The organism is Sporolactobacillus shoreae (genome assembly GCF_004684935.1).
Taxonomy (GTDB): Bacteria; Bacillota; Bacilli; order Bacillales; family Sporolactobacillaceae; genus Sporolactobacillus; species Sporolactobacillus shoreae.
On sequence record NZ_SRJD01000010.1, the window covers coordinates 31,322 to 48,460 of the forward strand.

The 17,139-nt window shown below is 48.9% G+C and carries 14 protein-coding genes; 10 read left to right on the forward strand and 4 right to left on the reverse strand.

From position 1 onward, the window contains the following. From E4665_RS18140 to E4665_RS09765, 4 genes are all read left to right on the forward strand, one after another. The coding region (locus E4665_RS18140) for an SdrD B-like domain-containing protein (RefSeq protein ID WP_167815178.1) at positions 1 to 1,374 on the forward strand (1,374 nt) is incomplete at its 5' end. 158 nt (positions 1,375 to 1,532) lie between these two features. Further along, on the forward strand, positions 1,533 to 2,177 hold the full coding sequence (locus E4665_RS09755) for a class A sortase (protein ID WP_135348613.1): 645 nt from the start codon (positions 1,533 to 1,535) through the stop codon (positions 2,175 to 2,177). 130 nt (positions 2,178 to 2,307) lie between these two features. Further along, positions 2,308 to 4,146, forward strand: a complete 1,839-nt coding sequence (locus E4665_RS09760) for an ABC-F family ATP-binding cassette domain-containing protein (RefSeq protein WP_479681295.1) — start codon at positions 2,308 to 2,310, stop codon at positions 4,144 to 4,146. A 65-nt stretch (positions 4,147 to 4,211) separates the two neighbouring features. Beyond that, on the forward strand, positions 4,212 to 4,472 hold the full coding sequence (locus E4665_RS09765; protein WP_174845476.1) for a hypothetical protein: 261 nt from the start codon (positions 4,212 to 4,214) through the stop codon (positions 4,470 to 4,472). A 181-nt stretch (positions 4,473 to 4,653) separates the two neighbouring features. Here the strand turns inward: E4665_RS09765 and E4665_RS09770 are convergent, their stop codons facing one another. After that, entirely contained in the window at positions 4,654 to 6,810 is a 2,157-nt protein-coding gene (locus E4665_RS09770) for an alpha-galactosidase (protein WP_174845479.1), read from the reverse strand. Positions 6,811 to 7,002: 192 nt separating this feature from the next. Here E4665_RS09770 and E4665_RS09775 point away from each other — a divergent pair, with 192 nt between their 5' ends. Next, entirely contained in the window at positions 7,003 to 7,518 is a 516-nt protein-coding gene (locus E4665_RS09775; protein WP_135348616.1) for a PTS sugar transporter subunit IIA, read from the forward strand. Positions 7,519 to 7,592: 74 nt separating this feature from the next. On the opposite strand, the gene E4665_RS09780 is transcribed toward E4665_RS09775, so the two are convergent. Together E4665_RS09780 and E4665_RS09785 are read right to left on the reverse strand one after the other, a co-directional pair. Beyond that, entirely contained in the window at positions 7,593 to 8,798 is a 1,206-nt protein-coding gene (locus E4665_RS09780; protein WP_135348617.1) for an ABC transporter permease, read from the reverse strand. Further along, positions 8,795 to 9,514: an ABC transporter ATP-binding protein gene (locus E4665_RS09785; protein ID WP_135348618.1), complete on the reverse strand. Its 720-nt coding sequence runs from the start codon at positions 9,512 to 9,514 to the stop codon at positions 8,795 to 8,797. The genes E4665_RS09780 and E4665_RS09785 overlap by 4 nt, the downstream gene beginning before the upstream one ends. A gap of 163 nt (positions 9,515 to 9,677) precedes the next feature. On the opposite strand from E4665_RS09785, the gene E4665_RS09790 reads away from it, so the two are divergent. Next, positions 9,678 to 10,304 (forward strand): TetR/AcrR family transcriptional regulator, encoded by a 627-nt coding sequence (locus tag E4665_RS09790; protein WP_135348619.1) that lies wholly within the window; start codon positions 9,678 to 9,680, stop codon positions 10,302 to 10,304. A 186-nt stretch (positions 10,305 to 10,490) separates the two neighbouring features. Here the strand turns inward: E4665_RS09790 and pdxK are convergent, their stop codons facing one another. Continuing rightward, positions 10,491 to 11,327: a pyridoxine/pyridoxal/pyridoxamine kinase gene (pdxK, locus tag E4665_RS09795; protein ID WP_135348620.1), complete on the reverse strand. Its 837-nt coding sequence runs from the start codon at positions 11,325 to 11,327 to the stop codon at positions 10,491 to 10,493. A 132-nt stretch (positions 11,328 to 11,459) separates the two neighbouring features. Between pdxK and msrA the strand changes: the two genes are divergently transcribed. From msrA to qoxA, 4 genes are all read left to right on the forward strand, one after another. Next, positions 11,460 to 12,416: a peptide-methionine (S)-S-oxide reductase MsrA gene (gene msrA / locus E4665_RS09800; RefSeq protein ID WP_135348621.1), complete on the forward strand. Its 957-nt coding sequence runs from the start codon at positions 11,460 to 11,462 to the stop codon at positions 12,414 to 12,416. Positions 12,417 to 12,611: 195 nt separating this feature from the next. Next, positions 12,612 to 14,414, forward strand: a complete 1,803-nt coding sequence (locus E4665_RS09805) for a sensor domain-containing protein (RefSeq protein WP_241654793.1) — start codon at positions 12,612 to 12,614, stop codon at positions 14,412 to 14,414. A gap of 292 nt (positions 14,415 to 14,706) precedes the next feature. After that, positions 14,707 to 15,831 carry a LysM peptidoglycan-binding domain-containing protein gene (locus E4665_RS09810; protein WP_135348622.1) on the forward strand — a complete coding sequence of 375 codons (1,125 nt, stop codon included), beginning with the start codon at positions 14,707 to 14,709 and terminating at the stop codon, positions 15,829 to 15,831. A gap of 365 nt (positions 15,832 to 16,196) precedes the next feature. Then, positions 16,197 to 17,138, forward strand: coding sequence for a cytochrome aa3 quinol oxidase subunit II (gene qoxA / locus E4665_RS09815; protein WP_135348623.1), 942 nt, complete (start codon positions 16,197 to 16,199; stop codon positions 17,136 to 17,138). Position 17,139: the final 1 nt, after the last annotated feature.

The window sequence follows — 17,139 nt, forward strand, 5'->3', positions numbered from 1 at the left end:
ACAGACATCAATGGAAATGAAGTGAAGCCTGTAGTAACGGACAAGAACGGGCACTATGAATTTGATAATCTGCCTTCCCTGCCCACAGGGCAGCATTATACAGTTACTATTGATAAAAATGCTTCCGGAAGCGCGCTGACAAATCTTGCTCCGACAAAGGCAATGGGGACGAATGATACGGCTAAGGATTCATCAACGTGGACTGCAGAATCGACGGATCTTGTTAAAGATGGCGACTCCGATACGTCACTAGACTTTGGCTTCATTGTAAAATCTGTTTCAGTCGGCGACTATGTATGGCTGGATAAAAACAAGGATGGTGTTCAGGACAATGATGAATCCGGTATTGCCGGAGTTGTTCTGAAACTGACCGGGCCAGATGGGAAACCGGTCACAGATATCAATGGAAATGAAGTGAAGCCTGTAGTAACGGACAAGAACGGGCACTATGAATTTGATAATCTGCCTTCCCTGCCCACAGGGCAGCATTATACAGTTACTATTGATAAAAATGCTTCCGGAAGCGCACTGACAAATCTTGCTCCGACAAAGGAAAAGGGAACGAATGATACGGCTAAGGATTCATCAACATGGGTTGCTGTGTCCATTGATCTGATCAAAGATGGTGACTCCGATACGTCACTCGACTTTGGCTTTATCGTGAAATCTGTTTCTGTTGGCGACTATGTCTGGTTAGATGCGAATAAAAATGGTGTTCAGGACAATAATGAATCCGGTATTGCCGGTGTTATTCTGAAACTAAGCGGACCTGATGGGAAGCCAGTCACGGACATCAATGGAAATGAAGTGAAGACCGAAACAACAGATAAGAACGGACACTATGAATTTGATGATCTGCCTTCCCTGCCCGCGGGTGAGCATTATACAGTAACGATTGACAAAAACAGTTCTGCATTAGTACTGTATGGGCTGACTCCGACTAAAGAAAAAGGAACCAGTGACCAAAGCAAGGATTCTTCTTCATGGAATGCCATTTCATCTGATCTGGTTAATGATGGAGATCAGGATCTGACACTTGATTTTGGGTTCATGGCGGAAACATCTGTTATAAAAGAATTACCTGGAACACCCGGGGGTACCTACAATGTGGTCGATCAGTATGGTCATGTGATTGTCCGCGGGGTTCTGGCTGATTCTCTCGGACATGTTCACTTTAATGGTCTTCCCGATGGGGAATATCATCTTATCCTTGTCAGAGGTGCTCAAGGCGAGTCACAAAGAAAGAACAAGAAGTATGCTGCTATGCCAGCAACCGGTGACACAAACGACGTATTCGCTATGATGGCAGGCGTTATGCTCCTCTTGAGCGGCGGAGCTGTAGCATTCTTCTCAAGACGTCGGAAAAATAATTAATAAGAACTCAATTATACAAAGCTTCTGATCAATTTTTACAGATTGATCAGGAGCTTTTTTTCTGTCAGGATCAGTGGCAAAAATTTTCCTTTACTAACATTCCGCGCCTGATCATGGTAAGATTTGATCAGGAGCTTTTTTGTGGGGCGGGATTTATGATGTGGAAAAAAAGCTTAATTATTGCACTGATTCTATCAGGGCTCACTCTGATTGCGTCACCTTTTTTAAAAGAATATATAGTAGGTTTTCTGAGTTCCCGTTATAATTCCTGGAAAATCACGGCGAATCAGATTGATCAGAATAACAGACGCAAAGCGTTCTTTGATTTCAACGCGATTGAACCGCCTAATTTTTATGACACGCTGAAAGCCGGCACGCAATTGGATCCAAAAGCATTGGTCGGCAGGATCTCAATAAAAAGTATAGGCATCAACCTGCCGATTCTGAAAGGGACAACAAATGTCAACCTGCTCGTTGGAGCGACGACGATGAGGCCGGATCAGCAGATGGGGAAGGGCAATTATCCTCTGGCAGGCCACCACATGCGTGAGGCGAATCTGTTATTCGGCCCGCTGATGCACATTAAAATCGGCGATTTGATTGTGCTGACCGATCTGAAAAAGGATTACGCTTACCGCGTGACCGGGGAAAAAATTGTGTCCGCAGCCCTGGGGGGCGGCCTGATCGCACAGACGAAAGACGCACGGATCACACTGGTCACATGCGACAAGCCGACGCGGACACCGAACCGCCTGATCGTGACTGGGAAACTGGTGAGCATTGATAACTACAGCGGCAAATAAAAAGTTTATCTCACTTTGTTTGTCGAATATCAGCCGGACGCAAGCGACAGAAACATTTTTTCAGAACAGGATGGTTCAATTGAGTATTCTCGATGTGGAAAATTTATATAAAACATACGGCGACCAGACGCTGTTCGATCATATTTCGTTCTCGATTTCGGAAGGGGAGCGGATCGGCCTGATCGGCGTGAACGGCACCGGAAAATCGACACTGCTGAACGTGATCGCGGGTATGGATTCGTCGGAAGGCGGAACGATGCGGCACGCCAATGCTTTCCGCCTCGCGGTTCTGTCGCAGACGCCGGAATTTGAACCGGGCGTTACAGCGCTGGATTACATCTATGGCGGCGCGTCACCCGTCATGGTTGCACTGCGGGACTACGAGCAAGCGCTGGCGGATCTGGAGAGTGATCCGGCAAACCAGACGTTGCAGGAAAAGCTGCTGGACAAACAGCAAAAAATGGATCAGGCCGGTGCCTGGGAAGCAGAAGCATCTGCTAAAACGATTTTAACGCGTCTCGGAGTTGAAGACTTTCACACACCGGTCCTGGAATTCTCCGGCGGACAGAAGAAAAGGGTCGCCCTCGCGCGGGCACTGATTCAGCCTGCTGATCTGTTGATTTTGGACGAACCGACCAACCACCTGGACAATGATACGATCGACTGGCTGGAAGAAGCGCTCAGCCAGTATCCTGGCGCGTTGCTCATGGTGACGCACGACCGTTATTTCCTCAACCGGGTCACAAAAAAGATCTTTGAACTCGATCACGGGCATCTCTACACCTATGACGGGAACTACGAGCTTTATCTGGAGAAAAAGGCGGAGCGCGAAGAGCAGGCGTCCGCCGATGAGGCCAAGCACCAGAACCAGCTGCGCCGCGAACTCGCCTGGCTCCGCCGTGGAGCGAAGGCCCGGTCGACGAAGCAAAAAGCCAGAGTCGAACGCGTCCATGAGATGCAGGAGCAGAAGGGACCGGAACTCAAGCAATCGGTGGATATCGCGATCGGATCGACACGACTTGGCAAAAAGGTCATTGAAGCGAAAAACATCTCGAAGTTATTTGGAGGCAAGGAGCTGATCCGTGATTTTGATCTACTGATCGCTCCCGGAGAAAGCCTCGGCATCGTCGGCGGTAATGGCAGCGGAAAATCAACACTGCTGAATCTGCTCGCCGGACGCCTAAAGCCGGACAGTGGCACCATTGAGATTGGTGAAACAGTAAAAATCGGCTATTATACGCAGGAACATACCGAAATGGACGAGAGCCTGACCGTCATCGACTATATAAAGGAAACGGCACAGGTGATGCGGACGGATGACGGGCAACAGGTGACGGCGGAACAGATGCTGGAGCGTTTTCTGTTTTCCCGGCCACGCCAGCACACCTTTATACGTAAACTGTCGGGCGGCGAGCGCAAACGCCTTTATCTGCTCAACATCCTGATGAAAGAACCGAACGTTCTGTTTCTTGACGAGCCAACGAATGATCTGGATACGGAGACACTGACCATTCTCGAAGATTACCTGCTTCAGTTCCCAGGCACGATTCTCGCGGTCTCCCATGACCGCTATTTTCTGGATCGGATCGCGGACCGGCTGATTGCGTTTGAAGGAAATGGCGTGATCCGGCGGTTTGAGGGCGATTACAGCGACTACGTGGCTATGAAAAAGGAAGAAACGGCCTCGGAAACTGTAAAAAAACAGTCATCTGCGCCCACTCAACCCACTCCAAAGAAGAAAAAGCTGACCTATAAAGAGCAGCAGGAATGGAACGGTATTGAGGACCGGATCGCGTCGCTGGAGGATCGGGTTGATGAACTGAAAAAAGCCGTCGCCGCGGCGGGCAGCGATGCAGGAAAAGCGCAGGAACTGTATAGGGAGCAGCGGGCGGCCGAAACGGAACTGGATCAGGCGATGGATCGCTGGACGGAGCTGTCGCTCAAAATCGAGGAGATCGAAAAAGGTTGAAGACCGACACCACGCACGGATGGATGAAAAACAGAGAGTGACTTTTCATTTCCGGGAGGCTAATTATGTTAACGAACAGAGAAAAAGTGCTGCGTTCGCTATCCGAAAAAAGCCGGGCTCTGGACGGAGTCGACGCGCTCGGAATCACGGCAAACGAGATCGCGAATGATATCGGCATTCAGAGAAGCACGGTCAGTCTGTATCTGAATGAGCTGACGAAGAGCCGGGACGCGATTAAGATCAATACAAGGCCAGTTTATTTTATCGATGGGCATGTCCACACTCAGAATAAACCTTATGAAGCGAAAGTCTATCCGTTAAAGTGAAGGGTTGAATTCAAGGTTCTGCTGATAGAATGTCGGTTTCGGCTAACACAATCGGAAAACCTGGCTGATAAATTTTTATTTCTGCTGAAAGTCCCTTAAATCCCGCTGATAAAAGTCCACGATCCATCCTGTCAGAAGAAAAAAGAAGGCAAAAACCCTCAAAACCGGGCTTTTGCCTTCTTTATTTTTTTCTGAACCGCCAGACGTAGCTTTTAAAATCTCCCTTTTCTTCGGGAACGCTGACGCCGGCGTTCATCAGTTCGTCGCCTCCGAAAGCATCGTCGGTTGCAAGATTTTCATACAAGGCGTCCGGATCCAGGCCCCGGAATTTCAAAGTCTGAAGCCGGGGCGATGGTTCGGCCAGTACCTGGAAGTAAAAGCCGATCGCTTCCGAATGATCAGGCGCGACGAAACACCAGGCGGTGGCGCCTCCTTCAAACGGATCTTTAATTCGGTAAAAGTCGCCGAACTGAATAAGCGGACGAATTTGTTTATAAAAGGTGACCTGCTTCCTGATCGTTTCTTTTTCATCCTCACTAAGCCGGGTCAGGTCCAGCTCGTAGCCGAAGTTTCCAGACATGGCGGCGTGGCCGCGCATCACGAGCGACGTGACCCGCCCGACCTGATGATTGGGCACAGCTGATACATGCGCGCCGATCGACGACGGTGGGTAGATCAGGCTTGTTCCGTATTGAATTTTCAGTCTGGACACGGCGTCGGTGTTGTCACTCGTCCAGGTTTGTGGCATGTAGTAGAGCATACCTGGATCAAAACGTCCACCGCCTCCAGAACAACTTTCGAAGAGAATATCCGGAAATTGAGCCGTGATTGTTTCCATTAACTCATAAAGACCAAGCATATAGCGATGAGCCGTCTCCCGTTGCCGGCCAGTGGGCAGAAGCGCCGATCCAATTTCGGTCATATGCCGATTCATGTCCCATTTGACATAATTAATATCGGCGCCGGCCAGCACGGCGGAAACAGATTGAGCAAGGTAATCGCGCACATCCGCCCGGGAAAGGTCGAGCACCAGCTGGTTTCGGCCCAGCGTACGCGGCCGGTCCGGCACATGAAGGCACCAGTCCGGATGAGCACGGTAAAGATCGCTGTCGGGAGACACCATTTCCGGTTCAAACCATAGGCCGAATTTCAGCCCCATTTCGTGTAGGTGCGCCGACAACCAGTGCATCCCGTGCGGCAGCTTCCGACGGTCGACCGTCCAATCGCCGAGCGAGCTGTGGTCATTGTCGCGGTGGCCGAACCAACCGTCATCCAGTACAAAGAGCTCAATTCCCGCTTTTTGGGCTTCTCCAGCAATGGCGAGAAGTTTCTCCTCACTTAGTTTAAAATAAGTCGCTTCCCAATTATTGATCAGAACCGGCCTCGGCCTGTCACGGTATTTGCCCCGCGCCAGCCGTGTCCGGTACAGATGGTGGTATGCGTGTGAAAGACCGCCGAGTCCCCGTGATGAATAAACCATCACGGCTTCGGGTGTCTGGAACGATTCGCCGGGCTCAAGAAGCCAGGAAAAATCAAAGGGATTGATACCGATGGAGGCGCGCACGGTATGATATGGGTCGACCTCAATTTGCGTGGCAAAATTCCCGCTGTAAACCAGGCTGCAGCCGAACGCATCACCATGCTCTTCATCTGTGTTTGGACGCAGAAGGGCGAAAAACGGGTCATGCTGATGGCTGCTCGCGCCACGGGTACTGTCTATGACCTGTGTTTCCATGGACAGCGGGTGGCGGTTGATGTTCCGTTCATTGCTATGGGACCCATAGAATGTCAGAATGTCAAACTGATCGTCACGGAAATCCACACTCGCGCTCAGTGCACGAAGCAGCCGGAGAGATTCGGCACCATTATTTTCAAAGCGGACAGATCTTGCGATGGCATCAAAATCGCGGAAAACAGAATAGGTCAATAGAACGGAAAGTCCGGTTACCTGATCCTGTAGAAGAATATCCAGCGATTGCGCCTCCTGATTACTCTCTACATAGGTCGCAGGAAGGCCGTCCAGTTTTTTCTTACCCGGATAGATGCGGTGTCCCGCATAGCGCAGATCCGTGACCGTCGAACCGTTATCGAGCTGCATCTGGTACGCGGGATGGCGGTAGTCTCCATTTCCGTAAGACGGGTATTCGAGCGGGAGTGTACTCAGCGAAAGTCCCGGCTGCGCCGGATCGGTGTAGGGTGCGAATGATCTTGGGGCCAGGGACACTGGGCTGCTTCCACGGTACGTCCCGACTTTTTTCCCCCAGTAGAGATGGAGGAGATAGCCCTCTGTAACTTGCATCACGTAACTGCCGCTTTCCGTGTGAAGATGAAACTGCATGGTCTCCGGGTCAAAGTCAATCACAGGTTTATACCTCCTGACACGTCACGAAAGATTTCCTTTTTATAAGATCATTTTATAGCAAAAGCAAGGAAAACGCATTCAAAAATGTTATATCTTGATCTGAGGGAAAGTTATCACTATTATTAATTTTAGGAAAATGGTTCTTGAGAGTTTTAGGAGGTGAGTCCGATGTCCTTTTTGAACAAGCTATTTAAGAAAAAAGATCAGATCAACCAGCCGGATGATCTGTCTGAAAAAGAGATTGCAGCTGCAGGAGAGTTCTATCCTCCTTTGAAGGGAGAAATCATTCCCTTGACTGATGTCCCTGATTCGGTGTTTTCCGAAAAGATGCTTGGGGACGGGTTCGCTATCATTCCAGAAAACAACATGGTTCGCTCACCGGTTAATGGTGAAGTGACCAATATTTTTCCGACCAAACATGCGCTTTCGCTCAGCGCCGAGGACGGGCATGAACTGTTGATCCACGTCGGCGTTCAGACGGTGGCCCTGAAAGGAGACGGATTTGAACCGCTTGTAAAGGATGGAGATACAGTGCGGAAGGGTTCCAGACTCCTTAAAGTCGATTTCAGCAAAATATCAAAAATGGCCCCGTCAACGATTACATCGGTTGTCTTTACGAACCTGAAAGATGGAGAGAAAGTTGTTCTTGACGGGAATAAAGTATCTTTACAGATGAAAAAATAAATATTTCTCATATGAATGAAAAAAATCCGCCATTGAGGCGGATTTTTTGGTGTTTATAAATGGTTTCAAATGTATCAGGCGAGAGGTCGTGACGCGCGTATCGTGAAAATATTGAGTGTAATAAACACCAGTGAAAAGATGATGAGCACCAAACCGTCAAGCCACCATCCGGCAAAACCTGTACCACGGATCATAATATTCCGCAATGCTTCCGTTGAATAATGGATCGGCATCAGATTGCCGATCATCTGCACCCAGCGCGGCAGTGTGTCGATCGGGAACAGTCCTGACAGGAAAACCTGCGGCACAATGACCAATGGAATGAACTGAAACATCTGCAGTTCGTTTTTCGCCGCTGTTGAAAGCAGGATGCTGAGCGATAACGCGCTGAATGAAAGAATAAAGACGATGATTAGTACATCGGCGATACTGCCGACGTTATAGATTTTAAGGACATAGACCAAATAACACGTCAGGATAAATGACTGGACGATCACGAACAGGCCGAAACCGATCATGTAGCCCCAGATAATCTGGTAGTTTTTGATCGGTGAAGCCATCAGACGGTCGAGTGTGCCCGTCGTCCGCTCGCGCAGGAAAGAAACGCCGCCGATCATGAAAATGAACAGGAAGACGAAGATACCGACCATCGCGGGTCCGAACGCGTCGAAGGTATTCAGACTGTCATTTCCGTGAAGATAAGAGACATCAAGCGAAACTTTTTCAGGAGCCTGCATTTTTGCCGGCTGTTCCGGTTTTGGTGCCTGCTGCTGGATTGCTATGAGAATGGACGGCGCATATTGCTGCATGGCGATGGTCATCTGCTTCATGATCTGCTGCTGCGCCTGAATGGCCTTCTGTTGATTTTGAATGACACTTTTCAACTGCGTCTGCATTTTTGTAATACTGATTTGCTGAACCTTTTGCATGGATTTTTGGATTTTGTTCATTGCGAGTCCGTTACGGGACGGATCACTGCCTTCCAGATGAACCTTGACCGGGTTTTTAAGATCCACATAAGCATCAATTTTTTTATCAGCCAGTGCCTGATGCGCTTCAAGGGGGCTCATCCGCTGATAGTCCGATGCTTTGAACGCAGGCAGCAGATCGGAATTTTGATAATTGATAATGGCCAGATTCGGTTCGGAGGTTTTGGCTCCGAAAATATACCAGACAAGCGTCAGAATCAATAACGGGGCGATAATCAGGAGAGCAAGCGTCCGTTTGTCTCTGAGAATCTGGTGGATGATCCGCCGGGCCATAGCCAGTAAGTTGCTCATCCTTTCGCACCTTCCTTCACCAGAAAGACATCTTCGACTGTTTCTACATTGTACTGCTCCGTCAGTTCTTTCGGAGAACCTTCGGCGATCAGATGCCCGTCACTCAGTAGCCCGACACGGTCGCACTGGGAAACTTCGTCCATAACATGAGTGGTGACAATGATGGTAGCGCCTTTGCTCCTCAGAAAATGGAAAAGAGTCCAGATGTCGCGGCGGATCAGGGGATCCAGTCCGACGGTCGGCTCATCGAGCAGGTAAAGTCGCGGTTCATGGACGAGCGCCGCCGCCAGTGACAGCCGTCGCCTCATGCCGCCGGAGAACTGGGCGACCCCTTTTTTAAGATCCTGATCCAGGCCGACATTTTTTGCGACCTCCAGAATCCGCTGCTTCTTGGCCTTGCCCCGGAGTCCCTGGATCGATGCGAAGAATTCCAGATTCTGATAAGCGCTCAGCTCGTTGTACAGCGCGTCGGACTGGGCCATATAGCCGAGTGAACGGAAAGCGCTCAGCGTCGGTTTCTGTTCGAACAGCTCAACGTTCCCGCTGTCCGCCTTTTCAAGCCCGAGCAATATTTTAACCAAAGTGGTTTTACCGGCGCCGGACGGGCCGATCAAACCATAGATTTCACCCTCACGAAGTGTCAGTGAAACATCATCAAGCACAATCTGCTTTTTGAACTTCTTGTGAAGATGTTCCCCTTTGACTGGGTAAGTCATGGTCGTCACATCCTTTATGGATCGTTACTGAACACTGTGTTCAATAATTATGATAGGATGTTTATAAGAAATCTTCAATATCCAATCATGCACAAAGTGATCATTTATAGACACATCGTGTCATTTTGTCACTTATCGTTTTTACGGAGGGAGAAATGCATTCGTGGATAAAAGTTCTTCAGACCTGCGTGTGGTTAAGACACGCGCAGCCATCCAGTCTCATTTTCTCGAATTGCTGCTTCAGAAAAATTTCAACGAAATCACAGTCATAGACATTGCCAAAGCGGCAAACATCGGCCGCGGCACCTTTTATCTTCATTATATAGACAAATTTGATTTGCTCGAGAAGGTCATGGAGGAGGGCCTTTCGGAAACCGTCAGTCACTTTCAGCCTGAGACCTATTTTGACAACGGGAGGGCAATTCCCGATCGCATGATCCATTTTGTTCTAAGTATGTTTGGCCACTTTCGGGAAAATGAGCGCTTTTTTCGGGCAATGCTGTTTAACAAGGGCATACCGAATTTCAAGAGTCGGATGCAGCAGCTCTTTCTGAGTAAATTTCGACGTGAAATAAGTAGTATGGTTCCAATGACATCCGGCGTCGATCCGATCACTATGGAAATTCTGCCTGTTTTTATCTCATCAGGTATGATCGGTCTCGTCGAATGGTGGTTCCGGAACAATATGCGTATCTCGGAAAAAGATATGGCCCGTAAAATATTCCAGGTCATGACCAGGGGACCACTGCAAACCCTTGGATTTACTATTGAAGAAAAAAATGAGCATTGAAGCGCCGGGTTTGGAAGAATGCTCGGCCTAAAGTCTGGCTCCTGCCTGACGTAACTCACAAAATTAGGTTGAACTTTTAACCAATTGGGTTGAAGTTTCACGGATTTCGGTTGAACTTTTTTATGCTAGAAGATAAAACCCCGGGTCATTTTACAACCTGGGGTCAGTGAAGCCTTATTCAGATGGTTACCTGCGGATCAGCTGTCTCTTGTAGGCACTATGATCGGTTGGCCCGGTGTATTCATTCAGGCTGAAGGATTCCCGGATGCCGGCGGTCACGAAATCTTTCGCTACCCTGACGGCTTCGGAGACGGATTGTCCCTTGGCAAGTCCGGCGGTGATAGCGGCAGCATAGGTGCAGCCGGCACCGTGAATGTTCGGGGTATTGACCTTCTCGCGAGCAATAATCTCAAAATTTTTGCCGTCATAGAGTACGTCGATGGCCTGGTCGGTGTTTTTCAGTCTGCTGCCGCCCTTGACCAGCGCATTCTTCGCTCCGAGTGCAACCAATTTTGCGGCGGCCTCTTTCATTTGGTCGACAGTGGTGATCAGTCCGGTTCCGGCCAGTTTTGCCGCTTCATAAAGGTTTGGCGTCGTCACAAGCGCTTTGGGAAGAAGAAATTCGCGATATGCCGCCGTATTTTCCGGCTGCAGTTCTGGCTGCAACTCTTCCTCTGCACCTTTGCAGACCATCACTGGATCAATGACTACCGCCTTCAGTTGATTTTTTTCGATTGTATCCGCGGCAATCCGGATGACTTCGGGCGATCCGAGCATACCTGTCTTCATCGCGTCGATTCCGATGCCGGAGACGATGGTGTCCAGCTGCTTTTTCAGCAGCTCCGGATCAAGCATGTTTACCGAGTGGGCCCAATGATGGAACGGATCCATTGTCACGATACAGGTTAGCGCCGTCATTCCGTATACGCCGAGTTCCTGAAATGTTTTCAGATCCGCCTGCATGCCCGCGCCGCCGCTCGTGTCGGATCCGGCAATGGTCAATGCTTTAAAATGATGGGTCATCTCACATTCCTCCTTAAGAGATGTTCTTTTGCATTAATTATAGTGAGTATCCCTGGAAAATGCTATAGCGGGGCATGTGGCTCGCTTTTTCTAGGCACGATAGGGTAAGTTGGAATCAGGGAGGGATTGTTCATGAGTCAAAAAGTGGAGAAAGCGACATTTTCCGGCGGGTGTTTCTGGTGCATGGTGCATCCTTTTGATGAGGAACCGGGGATTATCAGCGTCGTGTCCGGGTATACGGGCGGAACAACGGAAAATCCAACGTATGAGCAAGTTTGTTCGGAAAAAACCGGACACGCGGAAGCTGTGGAAATTACATTTGATCCTGAAGTCTACTCCTATAGAAAACTGCTCGAACTGTTCTGGCAGCAGATCGACCCGACCGACAGCGGGGGACAGTTCCATGATCGGGGATCTTCGTACCGGACGGCCATTTTTTATCACGGCGAAGAGCAAAAAAGGCAGGCACTCGAATCAAAGGAAGCACTTGAGAAAAGCGGGCGTTTTAAGAAGCCGATTGTGACCGAAATCGTTCCGGCCAGTCCGTTTTATCCGGCGGAAGCTTATCATCAGGACTATTATCAGAAACAACCATTTCATTATCGTCTGTACCGCCAGGGATCGGGGAGGGATGACTTCATACGGAATCACTGGCGGGTAAAAAAAGATGAAGGTGAACTTCGCCGTCAACTGAATCCTCTTCAGTACCACGTCACTCAGGAGAAAGGGACGGAGCCCCCTTTTGATAACGCATTCTGGAACAATCGGAAACAGGGTATCTACGTGGACATCGTTTCAGGCGAACCACTGTTTTCAACAGCAGATCAGTATGATGCGGGCTGCGGCTGGCCAAGTTTTACGGCTCCCCTCAGTGAGAGCCGCCTGGAGGCAAATGAAGATACAAGTCATGGCATGATCCGGACGGAAGTGCACAGCAAGTCCGGCGACTCGCACCTCGGCCATGTGTTTGATGACGGTCCGGGGCCCTCCGGATTGCGCTACTGTATCAATTCTGCTGCGCTGCGCTTCATTCCGAAAGAGGATCTCGATAAAGAAGGTTTTAGTGAATACAAAGCACTTTTCAGCTGAAGAAGTAGGGCCTCGTAAACGAGCGAGGCATTTTTTATTTGCAGCACCGTCTCAAATAGTCACAAAATTTTCTTTGATTTTATTAACATTTTATAAATGAAGTATTAAAAAGATAGTAAAGTCAACCGATAAACTAATGTAGCTATGGTCACAAAATTTTCAATTTTTGTTCTTGTATCAGAGAGATGGTGTGATATGAATTTGCTGACTCCCGAAATGCTTCCTTTGATAGCCGCGGCTGCGGCGGCGATTCTTTGTTTTGTTTCACTGTTTGTCTTCATTAGTACGAGAACTGTGCGAGCCGGGGAAGAAAAGGAAGCTCTGGCGCGTCAGCTTGCCGATAGTCTGTCCGTAGGGGCATTCATACTGAAAAACAACAAATTTATATATGTGAATGACAGTCTTTGTCAGCTGATGGGTTATACGCCCACTCTGTTTAAGAAAATGAAGTGGCAGGACATTGCATCTATTCAGAGTTCTGAAGAAACTGCGGAGATGCTAAAAATGTTCCGGGAAAAGAAGAGTGAAAAGTTCTCGGGCGAGTTGGTAGGTATCAAGGGAGACGGTTCAAAAACTTTTCTGAAGGTTAATGCCCACAGGATGAAGGACAGTCCACAGGGCGATGCGGTTCTGATCTCAGGGACTGCGACACCTGTTGTGAACATGGGTTCGGATCCGGACAATGAAGATGGTGGCCGGAAGCCGGGCATTGATACATTGACTCAGCTTCCGGGAGTCATAGAGCTTCGGAGAAAAGTGCTTCATGAAGTTCTGGAGGGAGGCGCCTTTTCATTTGCACTGGTGCTGATTGATGTGGACAGCCTCAACCGCGTGAATGATACCATCGGGCGCGATGCAGGAGATCAGCTTCTGATAGAGGCGTCCAAGCGGCTAAGCGGATGTGAGGGTGACCGAGTCTATCGTTTCAAGGGGGACGAATTCGCCCTTCTTTTGGAAGATGTGACACGTGAAGACGCCATTCAGCACATGGAGCGGATCACTAAAGAATTCGCACCACCGCTGAAACTGTTTAACACACCTTGGTACGAATCGGTTACGATGGGTGCAAGCTTTTACCCGGATGACGCAGATAATGGCAGCCAGGTTATTGAATTCGCCAAAGCGGCCGTGCATTTTGCTAAACAGGTGAGCAAGGGAAGCTATCAGATTTACAATCCGGGCATCAGCCGCAGGCTTAAGAATCAGTTAGAGCTTGAAATGGATCTGCGGCATGCACTGAGCCGCGGAGAACTAGCCATGTATTATCAGCCGCAGGTTGACCTGAGTTCGGGTACACTTGTTGGGACAGAGGCGCTGATGCGTTGGGTTCATCCGCAGCGCGGTGTAATTTCTCCGGGAGTTTTCATTCCTCTTGCCGAAGAAATCGGTGTTATAGAAGAAATTGGCGAATGGGCACTGAAGACGGCATGCCGGCAGACACGGCTCTGGAATGAAAAAGGCCTCTTATTTCATGTATCGGTCAATCTGTCGCCAAAACAGATTTTTCAGGATAATCTGGTTGATATGGTCCGTTCAGTCCTGAAACAGACCGGTCTTGCGGCAAAATTCCTCCAGCTTGAAATTACCGAGACTGCAGATGCCGATTTGATCATGATGTCGAAAAAGCTGAGCGAAATCCGTGACCTTGGAATCGGAATCAGCATTGACGACTTCGGAACGGGCTATAATTCGATGAACTATTTGAAGTCGCTCCCATTGACCCAGCTTAAGATCGATCAGTCTTTTATTCGCAAAGATTACTATAACAGTCATAATATGGCGCTGATCCGCACCTTTGTGGATCTCGCCGATGAGCTGGATCTTGAGGTTGTGGCCGAAGGGGTGGAAACTGGCGAACATGTGCGCTTTCTGAAAACGGTGAAATGCGATCTGGCGCAGGGTTATTTGTTCGGACGGCCTCTATCTGCAGCCAATCTTCTGGGGCAGTTGCCGATCATCAGCAAACAGATCAATCAGAATGTAATTAGAAGCTCTTAATTTTGGCTCTTGTTAAATTCAATGTTGATTTTGTCACTCCATTGATTGGAGCGGAAGATGCACGGGGTTCTGCAGCGAGGGTACCGAGCGAGGAGGCTTCACAGATCGCCCGCGGAAAACAACAGACAAGATTAACAAAGCCTAATTTTTTGAAAAAAATGCAATTTAATCTGAATTTTCCTGCACAGATAGACAAAAAGGTGCTAGGATAAAAGCAACAGGTCAATTAGCGGAGTCAATACATAGAAAAATTGTAAAATTAAGATTCAGTAGGTTTCGGGAGGCAGTTATTATGAAAAAAATGATAGTGCCGGCTGCCCTCGCCGGTGGATTCTTTATTTCTGTAACCGGTCAGGAAGTGCTTGCGGCTTCCGGTCAGGACATTGTCAGCCAGGCTGATAAGTTTCAGGGTGTCAAATACGCATATGGCGCGCCGGCTTTTTCAACCACCGAGTTCGACTGTTCTTCTTTTACACAGCTGGTCTATAAAGAAGTGGCAGGGATCACACTGCCGAGATCTTCTTGGCAGCAGGCAACCGTCGGGATCGCGGTTGACAGGAATAATCTGCAGCCGGGCGATTTGTTGTTTTTTGCGACGAACAAAGACGGAAATATTAATCATGTCGGCATTTATATTGGCGGCGGCCGCATGATCAGTTCCGAAGAAACGGTCGGTGTTCATCAGGCTAATGTTTTTAGTGGTGGCGGTTCGCAGTCCTATTGGGAACCGCGCTTTGTCTCGGCGCGTCGCATAATAAACGGCAATACGAGTGCTTCATCGACTGCCACGCAGCAACCAGCCGGGCAGCCGGCTGCCCAGAACGCACAGGCTGCTTCCACTTATACTGTGAAAAGCGGCGACAGTCTGTGGGCGATTGCGACGGGCCACGGGATGTCGGTCGCAGCCCTGAAGGCTGCCAATGGCCTCAAGTCCGACATGATCTATCCGGGCCAGAAGCTGAAATTTTCCCAATCTGTCTCGGCCTCGGCCTCAAAACCCGCGGCGTCCACGCAGCCTGTGACGGCCCCGGTCAGCTATTCTCCTGCTCCGGCTGCATCCGCTTCCGTTTATACTGTGAAAAGCGGCGATAGCCTGTGGGCCATCGCGCGCGGTCACAAGACTTCGGTAAGCGCCCTGAAAAAGGCGAATGGACTCAAATCGGACATGATCCATCCAGGCCAGAAACTGAAATTATCAGGATCGGCTCCCGCAGCGGCATCTGTTCAAGCTGAAGTTGTTAAAAAAACCGCGGCTCCGAGTGCCCCTTCTGATGGCGGCAGTTATCATGTCGAAGGCGGCGACAGCCTGTGGGCGATCGCGACACTCCACGGGGTAACGGTCAACAAACTGATGCGGGCAAACAACCTTTCATCAACGATCATCTATCCGGGGCAGAATTTAGTGATTCCCGTTTGATCTGAACAAAAGTAAATATTTATGTAGGGAAGCTCAAAGAAAAGAGGGCTTCCTTTTATTTTTGGCGAATATACTTTATGTAACAAATGGCGCAATTTAGTATAAAGAAAGCTAAATGTAAACGCTTCATATTTCAATAAAAAACCATTATAATAAAAATGTGTTAAAAGAGTGAACGACGTAAGTCATTTTTGTGAATTATCGGCGTTTGTTATAGTGAATGGGAATACTGTTAAAATTGTCATAGTAAAACGTATTAAACTGAGTTATCATATTAAGTTTATGCTATAATGTGAATGTTTATTGACAAAACTTATTCTCGCACTTGTATTTTTTGAAAAGACAGAAGGGGGGAGAGAGAGACAATGATAAAAACCTTCAAAATGAAAATGGCCGTCGCGCTGCTGCCGCTGCTTGCCTTGCTGACCGGCTGCTCAGATAATATTGCTGTGCTGAATCCTCAGGGACCTGTTGCCCGCGAGCAATATCATCTGATCGTCTGGTCACTGATCATGATGAGCTTGGTTTTAGCAATTGTTCTCATTATTTTTATTTATGTGCTGGTGCGTTTCGGGCGCAGGAAGAGCAAAGGATTTGATCCGAACGACACGGGAAACCGGAAACTTGAAATCATCTGGCTGATTGTGCCGGTGCTGATCTGCATTCTGCTTGCCGTGCCGACCGTTAAGACGCTGTATGCACTGAATCAGCCTCCGAAGGCGACGGCCGCTGCCCCGGCCGCGTTGAACGGCAGTAAAACTCTGACTATTGATGTGACTTCCGTTCAGTGGAAATGGCTGTTCCGCTATCCGGATCAGAAGATTGAGACCGTCAATTATGTCGTGATACCTGCCGGGATACCGGTGCAGTTCCGCCTTCATGCTTATGACGCAATGAACGCGTTCTGGGTGCCGGAACTTGGTGGTCAGCAATACACCATGACCGATATGCCGATGAAACTCTGGCTTCAGGCCGACAAACCGGGTAACTATGATGGAAGAAGCTCGAACTACTCCGGCCGCGGATTTGCTCAGATGACGTTCACAGTTATGGCGCGGTCGGCAAATGATTTTGACAATTGGATCAGCAGCGTGAAAAATAATCAGCCTGCCCTGACCCATGCCAAATACATGCAGCTGCTGGAACCTAATACGGTGAAACCTCAGGAATTTTCATCCTATCCGGCGATTGTGGCAAAAGATTTTAACAAAGCGCAGATGGACGCGGTCATGAATGGCGAATCACCGGAAAAGGATTCAATGCCTGGAATGGATATGGGCAATGGCGGGAAAGGGGGCCAGAAATAAT